The organism is Arthrobacter sp. NPDC080073 (assembly GCF_040686575.1).
Classification (GTDB): Bacteria; Actinomycetota; Actinomycetes; order Actinomycetales; family Micrococcaceae; genus Arthrobacter.
Window position 1 is genome coordinate 228,696 of sequence record NZ_JBFBKR010000002.1, and the last position, 13,939, is coordinate 242,634.

Annotated in this window: 7 protein-coding genes; 5 read left to right on the forward strand and 2 right to left on the reverse strand. The window is 63.5% G+C overall.

Features of this window, described 5'->3' with window-relative positions:
• Positions 1 to 135 precede the first annotated feature (135 nt).
• From AB0O52_RS03250 to AB0O52_RS03265, 4 genes are read left to right on the forward strand one after another with little or no spacing between them, the layout of a single operon-like run.
• Positions 136 to 780 (forward strand): SAF domain-containing protein, encoded by a 645-nt coding sequence (locus AB0O52_RS03250; RefSeq protein ID WP_364533251.1) that lies wholly within the window; start codon positions 136 to 138, stop codon positions 778 to 780.
• Complete coding sequence (locus tag AB0O52_RS03255) at positions 777 to 2,090, forward strand: P-loop NTPase (protein ID WP_364533254.1); 1,314 nt, start codon at positions 777 to 779, stop codon at positions 2,088 to 2,090. The genes AB0O52_RS03250 and AB0O52_RS03255 overlap by 4 nt, the downstream gene beginning before the upstream one ends.
• A gap of 57 nt (positions 2,091 to 2,147) precedes the next feature.
• The gene (locus AB0O52_RS03260) at positions 2,148 to 7,001 is read left to right on the forward strand and encodes an NAD-glutamate dehydrogenase (protein WP_364533257.1); all 4,854 of its coding nucleotides are present in this window, start codon (positions 2,148 to 2,150) and stop codon (positions 6,999 to 7,001) included.
• Between the two features lie 30 nt (positions 7,002 to 7,031).
• On the forward strand, positions 7,032 to 8,501 hold the full coding sequence (locus AB0O52_RS03265) for a histidine kinase N-terminal domain-containing protein (protein WP_364533260.1): 1,470 nt from the start codon (positions 7,032 to 7,034) through the stop codon (positions 8,499 to 8,501).
• 117 nt (positions 8,502 to 8,618) lie between these two features.
• On the opposite strand, the gene AB0O52_RS03270 is transcribed toward AB0O52_RS03265, so the two are convergent.
• The gene (locus tag AB0O52_RS03270) at positions 8,619 to 8,867 is read right to left on the reverse strand and encodes a WhiB family transcriptional regulator (protein ID WP_003804966.1); all 249 of its coding nucleotides are present in this window, start codon (positions 8,865 to 8,867) and stop codon (positions 8,619 to 8,621) included.
• Positions 8,868 to 9,212: 345 nt separating this feature from the next.
• Between AB0O52_RS03270 and AB0O52_RS03275 the strand changes: the two genes are divergently transcribed.
• Positions 9,213 to 9,593, forward strand: coding sequence for a hypothetical protein (locus AB0O52_RS03275; protein WP_364533801.1), 381 nt, complete (start codon positions 9,213 to 9,215; stop codon positions 9,591 to 9,593).
• A 23-nt stretch (positions 9,594 to 9,616) separates the two neighbouring features.
• Here AB0O52_RS03275 and AB0O52_RS03280 read toward each other — a convergent pair whose 3' ends face one another.
• Positions 9,617 to 13,756: an FtsK/SpoIIIE domain-containing protein gene (locus AB0O52_RS03280; RefSeq protein ID WP_364533263.1), complete on the reverse strand. Its 4,140-nt coding sequence runs from the start codon at positions 13,754 to 13,756 to the stop codon at positions 9,617 to 9,619.
• Positions 13,757 to 13,939: the final 183 nt, after the last annotated feature.

Below are 13,939 nucleotides of genomic sequence, written 5' to 3' on the forward strand. Positions count from 1 at the left end.
GTTCGACCCCGGTGCCGGAGTTATCCACAGGTTGACGTAATTTGAGGCATTCGGCTTCCGGAAGGGACCCACTTGCGGTCAGAATAAAGGCCACTGAAGGTCGACGCCGACAACCAATGCAAACGGGGGAGCATGATGGGTGTAACTACCGCGGCCGCTGCGGCGCGGCTCAGGAAACCCTCATGGAGGGATCCGCGACTTTTGGTGGGGATTCTTCTGGTCCTGTCATCGCTGGCCGGAGTCATCGCCATCGTTGGATCCGCGGACCGCACCATTCAGGTGTATGCCGCGCGCGAGTCGATTGCCGTGGGCCAGAAAATCAGCAAGGACGATCTTGCGATCGTCAAAGTCAGGCTCGACGACGTTGAGTCCAGTTATGTGACTCTGGCTGACGGTCTGCCCGAAGGAAGAGTTGCCGTTCAGAGAATTGCCAAGAACCACCTCGTCCCGCAGGAGAGCCTCGGGGCCGCAGACACCCTGGACCGCAAGCCGGTGGCCATCACGATCCAGGAACCACTGCCTTCCCAGGCTGTGGCGGGATCCCGCGTTGACGTCTGGGTAGCCCTCCCCGACGCGCGCAACGGTTTCGGCACGCCGCAGCTGCTTTTGCCTGGTGCGGAGATCGCCCAGGTCACGGAGGGGACCTCCACCCTCGGAACCTCCAGGGAGAAAGTGGTTCTCGTCCTTGTGACCGATGAGCAGATGCCTAAACTTCTTGGAGCGCAGGCGAACAAAGCAAAGATTGCCGTGGTTTGGAATCCGGGCGGTGCCGGGAAGTGACTATCCCCGTTGTCACGGTCGGGCAGTCCCGGGAAGATCTGGTCGGGGGACTTGAGCGGCTCCATGGGCCGGTGACGGTGGTGCGTCGGTGCGGCGAACTCGCGGAACTTATGGCCGCTTGCCAAAGCGGTCTCGCGCGCGCAGCGGTCATCGCCGAGGGGGCCGAGGAATTGACCGCCTCGCTGGTCGACCGGCTGGCGGCTGTCGGCGTCTCCATCGTTGCCCTGAGCGATGACTCGGAGGAGGAGGCCCGCCTGCGCAGCATCGGCGTCGTGACAGCGCCCCTGGACGTAGATTCGGCAACGCTGGCTTCCAGGATCTCCGATGCCGTGGGCCAGCTGCCCGGACCAGGTAAGCGACGCGCGGAGCCGCGGGTTTCCGGGTTCGCGGACACCGCCGCAGAACTCCGTCCCACCGATGCGCAGGACGAACCGGAGCGCGTGCCGGCAGAAGCTGGCCGGATCATCGCCGTCTGGGGGCCCACCGGGGCGCCTGGCAGGACTCTTGTGGCTGTCAACATTGCCGCAGAGCTGGCGGCTGAAGGCAATTCAGTGATCCTCCTCGATGCAGACAGCTACGGGGCCAGTGTTGCGGCGTCGCTGGGCTTGCTGGACGAGTCCGCCGGCCTGGCGCAGTCTTGTCGACTGGCGGATCAAGGGCTGTTGGATGCCGAATCCCTCAGGCGGATCGCCGCCCCGGTCTTCGCCAAGGCCTCCAGTTTCCGGGTACTTACCGGCATTACCCGCGCGGACCGGTGGACGGAGCTCCGGGCCGCCGCGCTCTCCTCAGTACTTGGACTCTGCAAGGAGATCGCGGACGTCGTCGTCGTCGATGCAGGTTTTTGCCTCGAAGCGGACGAGGAACTCAGCTTCGACACCATGGCACCTCGTCGCAATGCGGCAACGCTGCGCAGTATCGAACTGGCGGACACCGTTTACGCCGTCGGCGCTGCCGATGCCGTCGGGGTTCCGCGACTCGTGCGTGGCCTCGCGGAACTTGAACGGGCAGTCCCGCACGCAGCTCCCCGGGTGGTCTTGAACAAGGTCCGGGCCACATCAGCCGGCCGCTCACCCGAACGTGAACTCCGCGAGGCATGGGAGCGGTACGGCCCCGGTCATGGCATCGAGGTATTCCTTCCCTCCGATCCTGAAGCTTGCGACGCAGCCTTGTTGTCCGGTGCCGTGCTCTTCGAAGCTGCGCCCGAATCTCCTTTGCGGCTCGCAATCGCCAAAATGGTCTGTGCACCTGTCCAGCAAAATGGAAAATCCTCTGTCATTTATTCCAGAGCAAGGCGTCGTGTAAAGCGTTAGGCTCGCCATGTGGGCTGCAAGGACGCAGCAATTGAGATGTGATGGAGGCGTTTGTCGATGTCGTCAGGATCCAGCGTGGAGGATCGTTCGAAACCTGCAGTAATCCGGGAAGGGTTCTTCGGGGACTACTACGAGCATCTCGCAGAGGAGGACGCCCGCGGATACGCTGCCGAGCAATTGACCTCCAGGGCGGCTGCACACCGGGAAACGGGGCAGACCCGCAAGCCGGGCACTGCCAACGTCAGGATTGCCAACGAGGGTGATCGCAGCATTCTGTACATCGTCACGGACGACATGCCGTTCCTCGTCGACTCGGTGAACGCCGAACTCGTTCGCCAGAACTGCGCTATCCGGCTTGTCATGCACCCGCTCTTCGTGGTCTCGCGTGATCACCTCACTGGCGATCTGTCCGACATCGCCCGGGTGCCGTCGAACATCGGCATCTCAAGCGGTGACACCGCGGCGATGCCGAACATCGCCCATCTGATCTCGCATGGTGACAACGTCTCCCATATGGAGTCGTGGATCGCCGTCGAGGTCGACAGGGTGGCCGACGACTTCCAGAAGGAACTCGTCGAGGGAATCCATCGCGTCCTGAACGATGTACGCGCCGCCGTCGAAGACTGGCCCAAAATGCGCACCAAGGCGCTTGAGCTGGCATCGTCCCTTGACAAGGTGGCCCACCCGGAAGACATCGCGGAGCTCAGGCAAGCGCAGGACCTCCTGCGTTGGTTGGACAACGGCAACTTCACGTTCCTGGGTTACAGGGAATACGACCTCATCACCGAGAACGGTGAAGACGTCCTTGAGTTGCGCGAAGGAAGCGGCTTGGGACTCTTGAGGGCAGGGGACCACCCGCACCAAATCCAGCACCTTACCGACGCCGGACGCCGGAAGGCGCGCGAGAAGCGGGCCTTGGTCATCACCAAAGCCAACTCGCGGTCCACTGTGCACCGCCCCGCGTACCTGGACTACATCGGTGTCAAGAGCTTCGATGTCGCGGGCAACGTCAACGGTGAGCGCCGCTTCATCGGCCTCTTCGCCACGAGTGCGTATACCGGTTCCGTAAGGAACATCCCCATCGTTAGGGAAAAGGTCGACGCCGTGCTCCGCTCGGCCGGTTTCCCGCCGGACTCCCACTCCGGCAAGGACCTCGTCGGTATTCTCGAGACCTACCCTCGTGATGAACTCTTCCAGATCGAGACCGAGGACCTGGCAGCAACGGCTTTGGGCATCCAGCGTCTGCAGGAACGGCGCCGCACGAAGCTTTTCCTGCGCCCGGATATTTACGGACGGTTCATGTCGGCACTGGTCTACCTGCCCCGTGACCGCTACACCACCAATGTCCGGCAACGAATCGAGCAGGAACTCCGCGAAACTTTCGAAGCCGAAAGCATTGACTACGAGGCTCGGATCACGGAGTCCGCACTCTCAAGGGTGTTCTTCCGTATCCGCCTGCCACGGGATGCTGAGCTTCGCGACGTCGACGCCGGTGAACTCGAAAAGCGGCTTGTGCGGGCTTCGAGGTCATGGGCCGAAGGAATTGCGGAGGTGCTCCGTGAGAACACCAGCGGCCTGGACGCCGAACGGCTGTCCGCGCTATGGGCGGATGCGTTTCCTGCCGGCTACCGTGTCGACTACGAAGTCGAGGACGCCCTCAAGGACATTGAGCGTTTCGAGAAGTACGCCGCCACAACCGATCGCGACGGCGGTGCTGTCCAGGCGCCCCCCGGAGTGCACGTCTACTTGCCCAACGGCGCCGGCGAACTCCTCGAAGAGGATGCCCGCGTCAAGCTCTACCTCTTGGAACCCAAGAGCCTGAGCCAGATCCTGCCCTACTTCCACAATCTCGGCCTCGAAGTTCTCGATGAGCGGCCTTTCGAAATCGAGACGGCCGACCACCGGGACTTCTTCCTTTACGATCTGGGCCTGAAATACCCTTCCGGCGTCGATCCCGTGGCTACCGGCCAGCTGCTGGCGGACTCCTTCAGTGCCGCCGTGACCGGTGCCGTGGAATCCGACAGTTTCGACCGGCTGGTGCTCCGGGAAGGCATCCACTGGCGGCAGGTTGTCATGCTCCGCGCCTATGCGAAGTACATGCGCCAAATGGGGAACACCAACTCCTTCGAGTTCATCGCGGACACCCTTCTCGCCAACCCGGAGGTGGCACGCGGCCTGATTGACCTCTTCGGGGCCCGCTTCGATCCTGCTTCACCTGATGCCGTGCGTCCGGGCCGCCAGGAGGGTGCCCGCGCGGCACTGGCCGAAGCAATTGACCAGGTGGCCACCCTCGACGCCGACCGCGTCCTTCGGACTTTCGTCAACCTCATTGAATCGACGCTGCGCACGAACTACTTCCAAGGCAAGCCGTACGTCAGTTTCAAGCTCGATCCGACCACGATCGACGGTCTGCCGTTCCCGCGGCCGAAGTACGAGATCTGGGTGTACTCGCCACGCGTTGAAGGCGTCCACTTGCGCTTCGGCAAAGTGGCCAGGGGCGGCTTGCGGTGGTCGGACCGCCGCGAAGACTTCCGGACCGAGATCCTCGGGCTGGTCAAGGCGCAGACGGTGAAGAACGCTGTGATTGTGCCGACCGGTGCCAAGGGCGGATTCTTCGCGAAGCAACTTCCGGATCCGGCAGTCGACCGTGGTGCCTGGATGGCGGAAGGCATCGAAAGCTACAAGACCTTCATCCGCGGCCTGCTCGATCTCACCGACAACCTCGTGATCACAGCCGACGGCGAGAAGATTGTGCCGCCGTCGGACGTTGTCCGTCAGGACGACGACGATTCCTACCTGGTAGTGGCTGCGGACAAGGGCACGGCAACCTTCTCGGACACTGCGAACAGCCTGGCCGCCGAGTATGGATTCTGGCTGGGTGACGCTTTCGCTTCCGGCGGCTCCGTTGGATACGACCACAAGGCCATGGCCATTACGGCCCGCGGCGCATGGGAGTCGGTCAAGCGCCACTTCAGCGAGCTCGACCTTGACACCCAGACCGAGGAATTCACGGTGGTCGGCGTCGGCGACATGTCCGGCGACGTGTTCGGCAACGGAATGCTCCTCTCCAGGCATATCCGCCTGCTCGCCGCCTTCGACCACCGCCACATCTTCCTGGACCCGACGCCGGATGCGGGTTCGTCCTTCGACGAGCGGAAGCGTCTCTTCGACCTTCCCCGCTCCTCCTGGGATGACTACGACCGCTCGCTCATCAGCGCAGGCGGCGGGGTCTTCCCCCGCCAGGCCAAGGTCATTCCGATCTCGCCGGAGGTCCGCAGGGCCCTCGGCCTGCCTGACGGAACGGTTCAGCTGAGTCCGCCGGAACTTCTGCGTGCAATACTCCTGGCCCCGGCGGATCTCCTCTACAACGGCGGGATCGGAACGTACGTCAAGGCCAGCACCGAGTCCAACGCCGAGGTGGGGGACAAGGCAAACGACGTCATCCGCGTGAACGGGCGCGAGCTCCGCGTCAAGGTTGTCGGCGAAGGCGGCAACCTCGGAATGACGCAGCGCGGACGCATCGAGGCTGCACTGCAAGGTGTCATTCTCAACACCGACGCGATTGACAACTCTGCCGGCGTGGATTGTTCCGACCATGAGGTCAACATCAAGATCTTCGTGGACCGGATGGTTGCCGCTGGGAAACTGGATGCTTCCGAGCGCACAGCCTTCCTCGCCGACATGACCGACGAGGTCGGGCGCCTTGTGCTCGAAGACAACATCGATCAGAACATCCTGTTGCTCAACGACCGCACACGTGTCGCCGAATGGAGCCCGAGCTACGAGCGCCTGATGGACTGGCTCGAGAAGTCTGCCGACCTCAACCGGGACCTCGAAGCGCTGCCGACCACCGATGCCCTTCGCGAGCGGCTGGAACAGGGCCAGGGCCTGACGTCCCCGGAGCTCTCCGTCCTCTCCGCCTACGCCAAGATCGAATTGAGCTCGGCCTTGCGGGACAGTGATCTGGCGGATGATCCCTGGTTCCGCAGGACGATTCGCTCCTACTTCCCGAAGCAGCTCCGCGAACGGTTCGACGCCGAACTGGACACCCATCCCTTGCGCCGCGAGATCATCGCAACCGTGGTGGCCAACGACATGATCAACCTGGGTGGCATCACCTTCGCCTTCCGCACGATGGAGGAGACCTCGGCTACCGAGGTCGCCGTCGCGAAGGCGTTCGTAGCCCTCCGCGAGATCTACGAACTCGACTCGATGGTGCGGGAACTCAATGCCCTGCCGGCTTCGTTCCCCACGGAACACTGGAGCACGGTCCACCTCGACATCCGGAGGCTTCTGGACCGGGCTGTTCGCTGGTTGCTCAGCCAGGGTAACGCCTCGAAGCCGATCTCGGAGATCGTCGCTGAATTCAAGCCGATGATGGATCCGATGCGGGCCAGGGTGCTCGACTACCTGCGCGGCAGCGACAAAGAGCGGGTCACCGGTTGGCTCGAAAAGGCTCGCTCCTGGGGCCTTCCCGACACTCTCGCCCATCGCTGGGCCGAGTTGTTCGAGAGTTTCGTTCTCTTGGACATCGCCAAGATCACGAAAAGCCGCGGGGCCCGCGTGGAAGAGGTCAGCCATGTCTATTACACGGTGTTCGACCGCTTCCACGTCGATTCGTTGCTGGAGCGGATTACGGCACTCCCGCGCGATGACCGCTGGCAGGCGCTTGCCCGCGCAGCCCTGCGCGACGACCTCTACTCGACCGTTGCGGACATGACGACGTCGGTACTCGAATCGAGCGACGCCGGCCTCGACGCCGAGGCTCGTTTGCGGGTTTGGGAGGACCTCAACGCGGAGCAGTTGGGGCGAGCGAAGAGCATGTTTGACGAGGTCAACGCGCTGGAGGCCGACGACATGGCTTCTCTGTCGGTAGCATTGAGGCTCTTGAGGTCAATCGTTCGACGCTAGGGACAAGCCCCGGCGTTATATGGAGGTGCAGTGGCAATCTTTACAGACCCCATCAGGGAGCACGCTGATTTCGGGCCTGGAGATGCCGAATGGCTGCACCTCCTGGTCGGCGACTGGCAGATGGTCGCCGACCTGGCGTTCGCGGACTTGGCCCTGTGGTTTCCGCATCCCGAATTCGGTTACATCGCGCTTGCACACGTCCGGCCGTCGACAAGCCACACGGTGTTCCATGCGGACTTCGTCGGGGAAGGCATCCGCTCGGATCTGCGACCGATAGTCGACAAGGCGTGGTCCAGCCGTTCCATCGAACGCTCCAGTGAAACGAGCTGGAGCAGCGAGATGGCCCTGCGGGTTGAGGCAGTGCCGATGGTCAGGAACGGACGGACCCTTGCTGTCGTCACGTCCCATATGGACCTTTCCAGTTCCCGGATGCCTTCACGCCTGGAGCTCACGTACAGGCAATGTGCCTATGATCTGCTCCGGATGGGAACGCTGGGCCTCTGGCCGGACTTCGCGTCACCGACCGGTTCCCGCCGTGGCGCTCCCCGCGTGGGTGACGGCCTGATCAGGCTCGACGCCGACGGCATAGTCCAGTACGCGAGTCCGAACGGCGTCTCCGCATTCCGCCGTCTTGGCGAGGTGGAAACCTTGGAAGGACGGTCCCTCGCGGAAGTAACCGCAGGACTCCTCAAGGACCGGCGGATGGTGGACGAGACGTTGCCCCTGGTCGTTACCGGTCGGATGCCGTGGCGGAGCGAAATCGAATCCCGCGGTGTCAGTTTGTCGTTGCGCGCGATTCCGTTGCGGGACGAAAAGCATCGCTTCGGTGCCTTGGTACTGTGCCGCGACGTGTCCGAACTGCGACGCCGCGAACTCGAACTGGTGACCAAGGACGCGACGATTCGCGAGATCCACCACCGCGTCAAAAACAACCTGCAGACGGTGGCGGCATTGCTTCGCATGCAGTCGCGACGGATGGTCAGCGATGAGGCGAAGCAAGGCCTGGAACAGGCAATGCGGCGGGTGGCGACCATTGCGTTGGTTCACGAGACCCTTTCGCAGGGGCTCACTCAGAGCGTTGATTTCGATGAACTCATCGGACGTCAGTTCCGGCTCTCGGCAGAGGTAGCATCCCCTTCGCAGCACGTCCGGACCGAGCGCGCCGGCCTGTTCGGCGAATTACCGAGCGACTTCGCCACGCCCCTTGCGCTGGTCATCAATGAGCTCGTGACAAATGCCGTGGAACACGGCCTTGAAGGTCGGGCCGGAACGGTATGGCTGATGGCCGATCGTTCCACGGGGGAGCGCGGCGATGAAATCCTGACCGTGACTATCGCCGATGATGGCGTCGGGCTGCCGGAGGGCTCGTACACGGAGGGCCTGGGCCTTCAGATTGTGCGGACACTTGTCACGAGCGAATTGGGTGGCAGCATCAAGTGGAGGCCGCGCGACGGCGGTGGGACCGCCGTCGAGATCGTCCTGAACCTGGTGCGAAACTGACGGCTGCCGCCGACGGCGCGCCCCGAGGGTAATACGAAGATGGCCCGGACCTTTCGGTCCGGGCCATCTTCGTATGCTCTCTTTGCTTCAGGCGTCGTGCTTCGTGCCCCCGGACGCTTAGGAAGCGCGGCGGGCGCGGGCGGCGCGGCGCTTGAGGGCGCGTCGCTCGTCTTCGCTCATGCCGCCCCAGACGCCAGCGTCCTGACCCGATTCGAGGGCCCACTGAAGGCACGTGTCCACGACGGGACAGCGACGGCAGACACTCTTCGCTTCCTCGATCTGGAGAAGCGCAGGGCCCGTGTTGCCTACTGGGAAGAAAAGCTCCGGGTCCTTGTCAAGGCAGGCTGCGCGGTTACGCCAATCCATGCTGATCAGTCACTCCATTCGTGAGTACTAGTTAAGCCTTTTGTGAAAATATTCACGAGAGGCTTCATAGGAAAGGGGACCCATTGGGCCCCCTTGGTCGTCTGAGTCAAGCGTGTCATGTTAACGCCATGTAAACAAGGGGTTCAAGCGTTTGAAACCGTGAGCGATGCATCACATTGGCTACCGGTCTGCTCACAGGTATTCGACTATGTCCGGTAGTGTGCCAGTGTGTCAAGACCCCCTCTGAACCCTAACCATGACCCAGCAGCGCCCGGCGACGACGGCCAGGGGACGGGCAGCGACGACTCTGGCTGGGCCCCCGGTGGAGGACCGCGTCCTGCAGGAATCGTTGTTATTTCGGTTGTGGTTGTGCTGGAAGCCCTCGCACTATTGGCCGCCGGGGTCCTGTACATCTACGAACTCGTGACCGGGGCTCCGGTTGCCTCGTTCTGGGGAGCCGTATTTACGCTGGGCCTTCTGCTGGCCTTTTCTGCCTTGTTGTTCGCTGTGGGGCACTTCCTGTTCCGTGGCTACCGTTGGACCCGGGCACCTGCGTTGGTTGCCCAGCTGTTCGCCCTGACGATCGGGTTTCCCACCATGACCGGAGGGCTGGTTCTCGCCGGTCTTGCCATGGTGGTGCCGGCCCTGGCCGGGATTGTCTTTTTGTTCGACAAACGGGTCATCGCGTTTGCCTCCAGAGCGGGCGGATCCCGCGCCGCCCTCTGACCTTTTCACGTGGGTGGGCCTTGCTAGTCCGGAGCGGCGATCTGGACGGAGCGTGTTCGCCCATTCTCGATGAGGACGGCACGACCCGGCGGTGGCGCCTGTTCGGCGCCTACGCGCACCCCGAAGAATTCTCCGGCCGCTGGCGGCCCGTTCCCGAGGAGAATCCCGCTTCCGTGGTTTCGGGCCAGGGAAGCAAGGGGCGTCCGCTGGAGAAGGGCGGAGCTCCCCGCAGTTGCCACCACTGAGAAACCCATACCGGGAAGTTCGGCCAGCAGGAGGGCGGTTTCGCTTCTGAGGCGTTCGGCGTCGTCCACGAGGGCGATGTCTTCTGCTCCCACGATCCTGCGGCTTGCGTCCCGGCGGAATTCGGCCCAAAAGGCATCAGGATCGGCCCCTTCAGGCGGCGTCCACCAATGATGGCCTGGATTGAGGATGGACAATGCGGAGAGCAACGACGATTTGCCGGAACCGGGGGTGCCGAGCGCGAGGAGGACGGCTGAGCGCGGCAGCGTGATCCAAACTGGTTCTTGTTCATCCCCTCCAACCCCCAGGAGCACCGCCCCCTGCGCACGAGCGCGGGAAACGGCAGCTGTTCCGGTTCGGCCGTGCGCTGCGAGGTCCGAAGCCCGGATGAATTGCGGCAAGGGATCCACCCGGAACGGGCGCCGTGCCGGCTCCGGGGGCACGCAGTACGGCCAGGGCTCGTTTATCGGGGTTCCCACAAGCTGCGCGACTGCTGGGTCGGCATCAAGCAGGTTCCCACTCACCACTGCCCGGCCCTTCAGGGGCTTCATTGCAGGGAACCGGGGCCACGCCAACCGCCCTTCTTCTGTGGTGCCGGCGGGAAAGTACGCGCGGTTGGGGATTGAAGCGAACATGCGCGACGCGGTCAGTTCGCGGTCGCCCGTGACAAGAACTGCCAGTCCTGCCTTCGGCCCATCGCGGACGATCGCGTGGACAACGTCTTCGGCCCAGGCCAGCGGCCCGGAGCGCAACTCGGAGACCCACGAACCCCAGCTTGAAATGACCAGCAGAAGAGGGACGTGGCCGGCGACGGGTCCTGGGGATTGCCGCGCCGTCATCTCAGCGGCGAGCCTCTCCAGGATGCGGACTCCCCTTCTGATGTCGTTGAGGGAGGCAACGGCCCCGACGCGTCCCTGGGCCGCCACGTCGGTGAACGAACCGTCACCGTCAAGGACATAGAGGTGGACTTCAAGGGCATTTCCAACAAGCTGCGCCGCTGCTGCCCGACAGGTATCTTCAACTCCGCTTCCAGGAGGGCCAACGAGTCCAAGATTCCCATGGACGAGCGGAGCCCAGCACATACCGGCAACCCGTTGTTGTGCGGGCAAATCCGCCAATCCAAGGTTGGCTGTCGGGCCAGCCGGCGATCCGCTTGCCGCGTGCTTGCCCGCCATCGCAGCCGTGCCGAGGGATTCGTGAAACGAGATGGACTCGGGAAGCGGATGAGCAACTGGCCTCCGCGGCGGTGTACCCCCGTGGATGGCCCAAACCCGGGTGATCGCTTTGATCATGGGGCGGGCGGCCTCGGCTGGCGTCGCAACCGCACCCGGAGTCCCTGCGTCTGCGGTTGCCGACCAACCGTTGAAGCGGAGCGACGCCGCCGCCGTCCGGGCAATGGCCTCTGTGCGTGACGCCGGCGCTTTCCCGCCGCCTGAGAGGGTCGCTGACTGAAAAGGCTCGGGGTCTTCCACTCCGCGGGCCATATAGGCGCGGCCGGGCAGGGACACCGGAATCGATGCCGCCGCCGGCGAGTTGATGACGTCCAGGGATTCCACCTCCGATTGGACGCGAAGAGCAATGCTGGTGGTGACGTTGGCGCGGATGTCCGCACTCAAGGCACCTTGCGGACGTTGTGTTGCCATGATCAGGTGAATACCCAGAGACCGGCCCAGGGTGGCGATCCGCATCAATTCGGCCAAGGCATCCGGGGCGTCTTCAATCAGCATCCTGAATTCGTCGATCACAAGTACCAGACGGGGCACCACTGGAAATCGGCTTCTTCGTCCCGGCGCGGTCCCGCCCCTGGTTCCCCGGGCTGTGGCCCAATATGCGGGCAAATCAGGGATGCCGGCCTTCGCAAGGATCGCTTCCCGCCTCCGGACCTCGGCACGGAGGGAAAAGAGGGTACGCTCGAGCTCGTGTTCACTGAGGTCCGTCAGCATTCCGACGCATTGCGGGAGGCCGAGCAATGGCCCGAGGCCCGAACCTCCCTTGAAATCAACAAACAGGAAGTTGACCCTGTCCGGGCCGTGGGCCAGGCAGATCGCGGAGACTATCGTGCGCAGAAGCTCCGACTTTCCCGATCCCGTCGTTCCGGCAACCAGGAGATGCGGGCCGTCCGAAACCAGGTCCAAGGACCGGGGACCGCCGGCGGCTTGCCCGATGACCGTGGATAGCCCTTCGCGCGCTGAGGAAGCGCTCCAGCGGGCAGCGATGCTTGAGGGCTCAAGGGGAAGCAGTTCGGCAAGCTGGCAGGTAGAGGGGACAAGCGGCGCCCTTTCCATCGACAGGCCAGGCACTCTTGCCAGGGACCGGCAGTAGCGGTCGAAGACCGGGTGCGGCACCAAGTCAGGATCAAACTCCGTTTCCGAAATAGACGAGCGGAGGACTGCGCGTTTGTTCCAGAGCTCGACTGTGGAACCGCTTTCATCTCTTCCTGCGGTGCATTGGAAGATTCTCCAGCCAGATTCGATCGCCGTCAGCCGGAGTGAGTCGACGGCCGGACCGTGGTCGGGGCCGACCAGAAACAGTGCGCCCGGTCTATCCCCGAGCCTGGAAAGAACCGCCTTGGCTGAAGAGGCGTCCGTGGTCAAGGTGACGCGGGGGAGGAACCGGGCGCATGACGGCAAGAGGGGCATCGGTCCGTGTATAAGGACAGCGACGTTGCGTGCGCCGGGAAAGGCCGCCAACTGCATGAGCAGGAATCTGAACATTCCCTGCACCCTGGCTTCGGGTCCCGTGAGGGAAACAGCTTGGATCGAGGGATCCAGAACCACCGGAACCGGGCCCAACGGCGGTGGCTGAAAGCCCGGGTCCGCGGGATCGAGTGCAACCCGGGCATTCTGGGGACTGGTGCCGAGCCGGAGCCAGACATCACCGCAGCCCGCCGCACCTTGGGCTGGGGCCGTGCCTGGCGTTGTGCCTGCGCCTTGCTCGGTGCCGGGTTTCTGCGTTGTGCCGGTTCCTTGCATTGTGTTGGCTCCTGGCAGCCTCAACTGCATTGCCCCTTCCCTTGAAGGGAAAGCTACTGAGTTGACGGCGTAGGCGAGCTCAGCAGCGGACGGTGAACATCGCCGTCGTCGGTCCCGGTCTTGTTCGACGGCCGCCGCAATCGCGGCAGCCAGGAGGCGTCGCCCACGTCTTCCCGAAATTGCCGGGGCAAGGATCGCGATGGCCGAAATTGCGGTGAATCCGAGGAACATCCATGTGCCAGTGGCCAGAGCCATTCCAACTCCCATCAGGAACGGGAGCCCGGCCGTGAGGAAAAGTTGCGTGCGCCCGCCCGGATCGTGGCGCCGGGGGACCAGGATCGGCTCGGCGACGCCCAGGCCTGCTGCCCCCAGCGACTCCGATCCGTATTCCTCGTCGCCGAAAACCACTGACATGACAGAGCTGCCACACCGGATCCTGGAGGCGGTTGAGAGAGGGGCGGAGCGGACTTTTCGTCCATCCACCACCGTTCCGTTCGCGCTCCCGTTGTCGCTGATGGTGACCGCTGTCTCGGAGATCGTCAGGACGGCGTGATCCCGGGAGACATCAGGATCCGGGAGGCAGATATCGGCGCTGCTACGGCCGATCCTGTAATTGCCCCGTTCCAGCGGTATGACCAGTCCGGCGGCTGGCCCGGCGTGAACCAGCAAGGACAACACTGCGGGATTGCGCTCGCCACCACGGATGTGGTGCGGCTCCGAATCGGGCCCGTCCACCAACACGGCTCCCGACATGAGCGGCGCCGAGCCAACCGTGAGTCCGCTGAGTTGCAGTCCATCGACCGCAAGGTTTCCAGTTCCGAACTCGGCGGCGACTGCAGCCTCGACGACGGCGCCCGGTGTGCCGTTGTCCGCGGCCATGGCCAGTTCGATCGGTTCACCTTGCCGTAACGCCCGTGGGGCCCGGACGAGGGTGCAATGGAATGTCACTGTAACCGTTCCTTCGGTTCGCGCGCCTGCTGTTCTTCCACGATATTTGTGAGGAGGACCGGGTGTTCCGGGGCAGTTGGCCTATGTGGAAAACGTTGTGCTGATTCGCGTGGGAAGGGACCGGACTGAAAACCGGGCGCACCATCTCAGGTAGGCTTGACCTGCAGCCAATGCACATCATTA

Excerpts from the sequence above, each read along its gene's own strand:
- AB0O52_RS03250 (WP_364533251.1), top strand. The coding sequence starts at position 136 with ATGGGTGTAACTACCGCGGCCGCTGCGGCGCGGCTCAGGAAACCCTCA.
- AB0O52_RS03260 (WP_364533257.1), top strand. The coding sequence starts at position 2,148 with ATGTCGTCAGGATCCAGCGTGGAGGATCGTTCGAAACCTGCAGTAATC.
- AB0O52_RS03270 (WP_003804966.1), bottom strand. The coding sequence starts at position 8,867 with ATGGATTGGCGTAACCGCGCAGCCTGCCTTGACAAGGACCCGGAGCTT.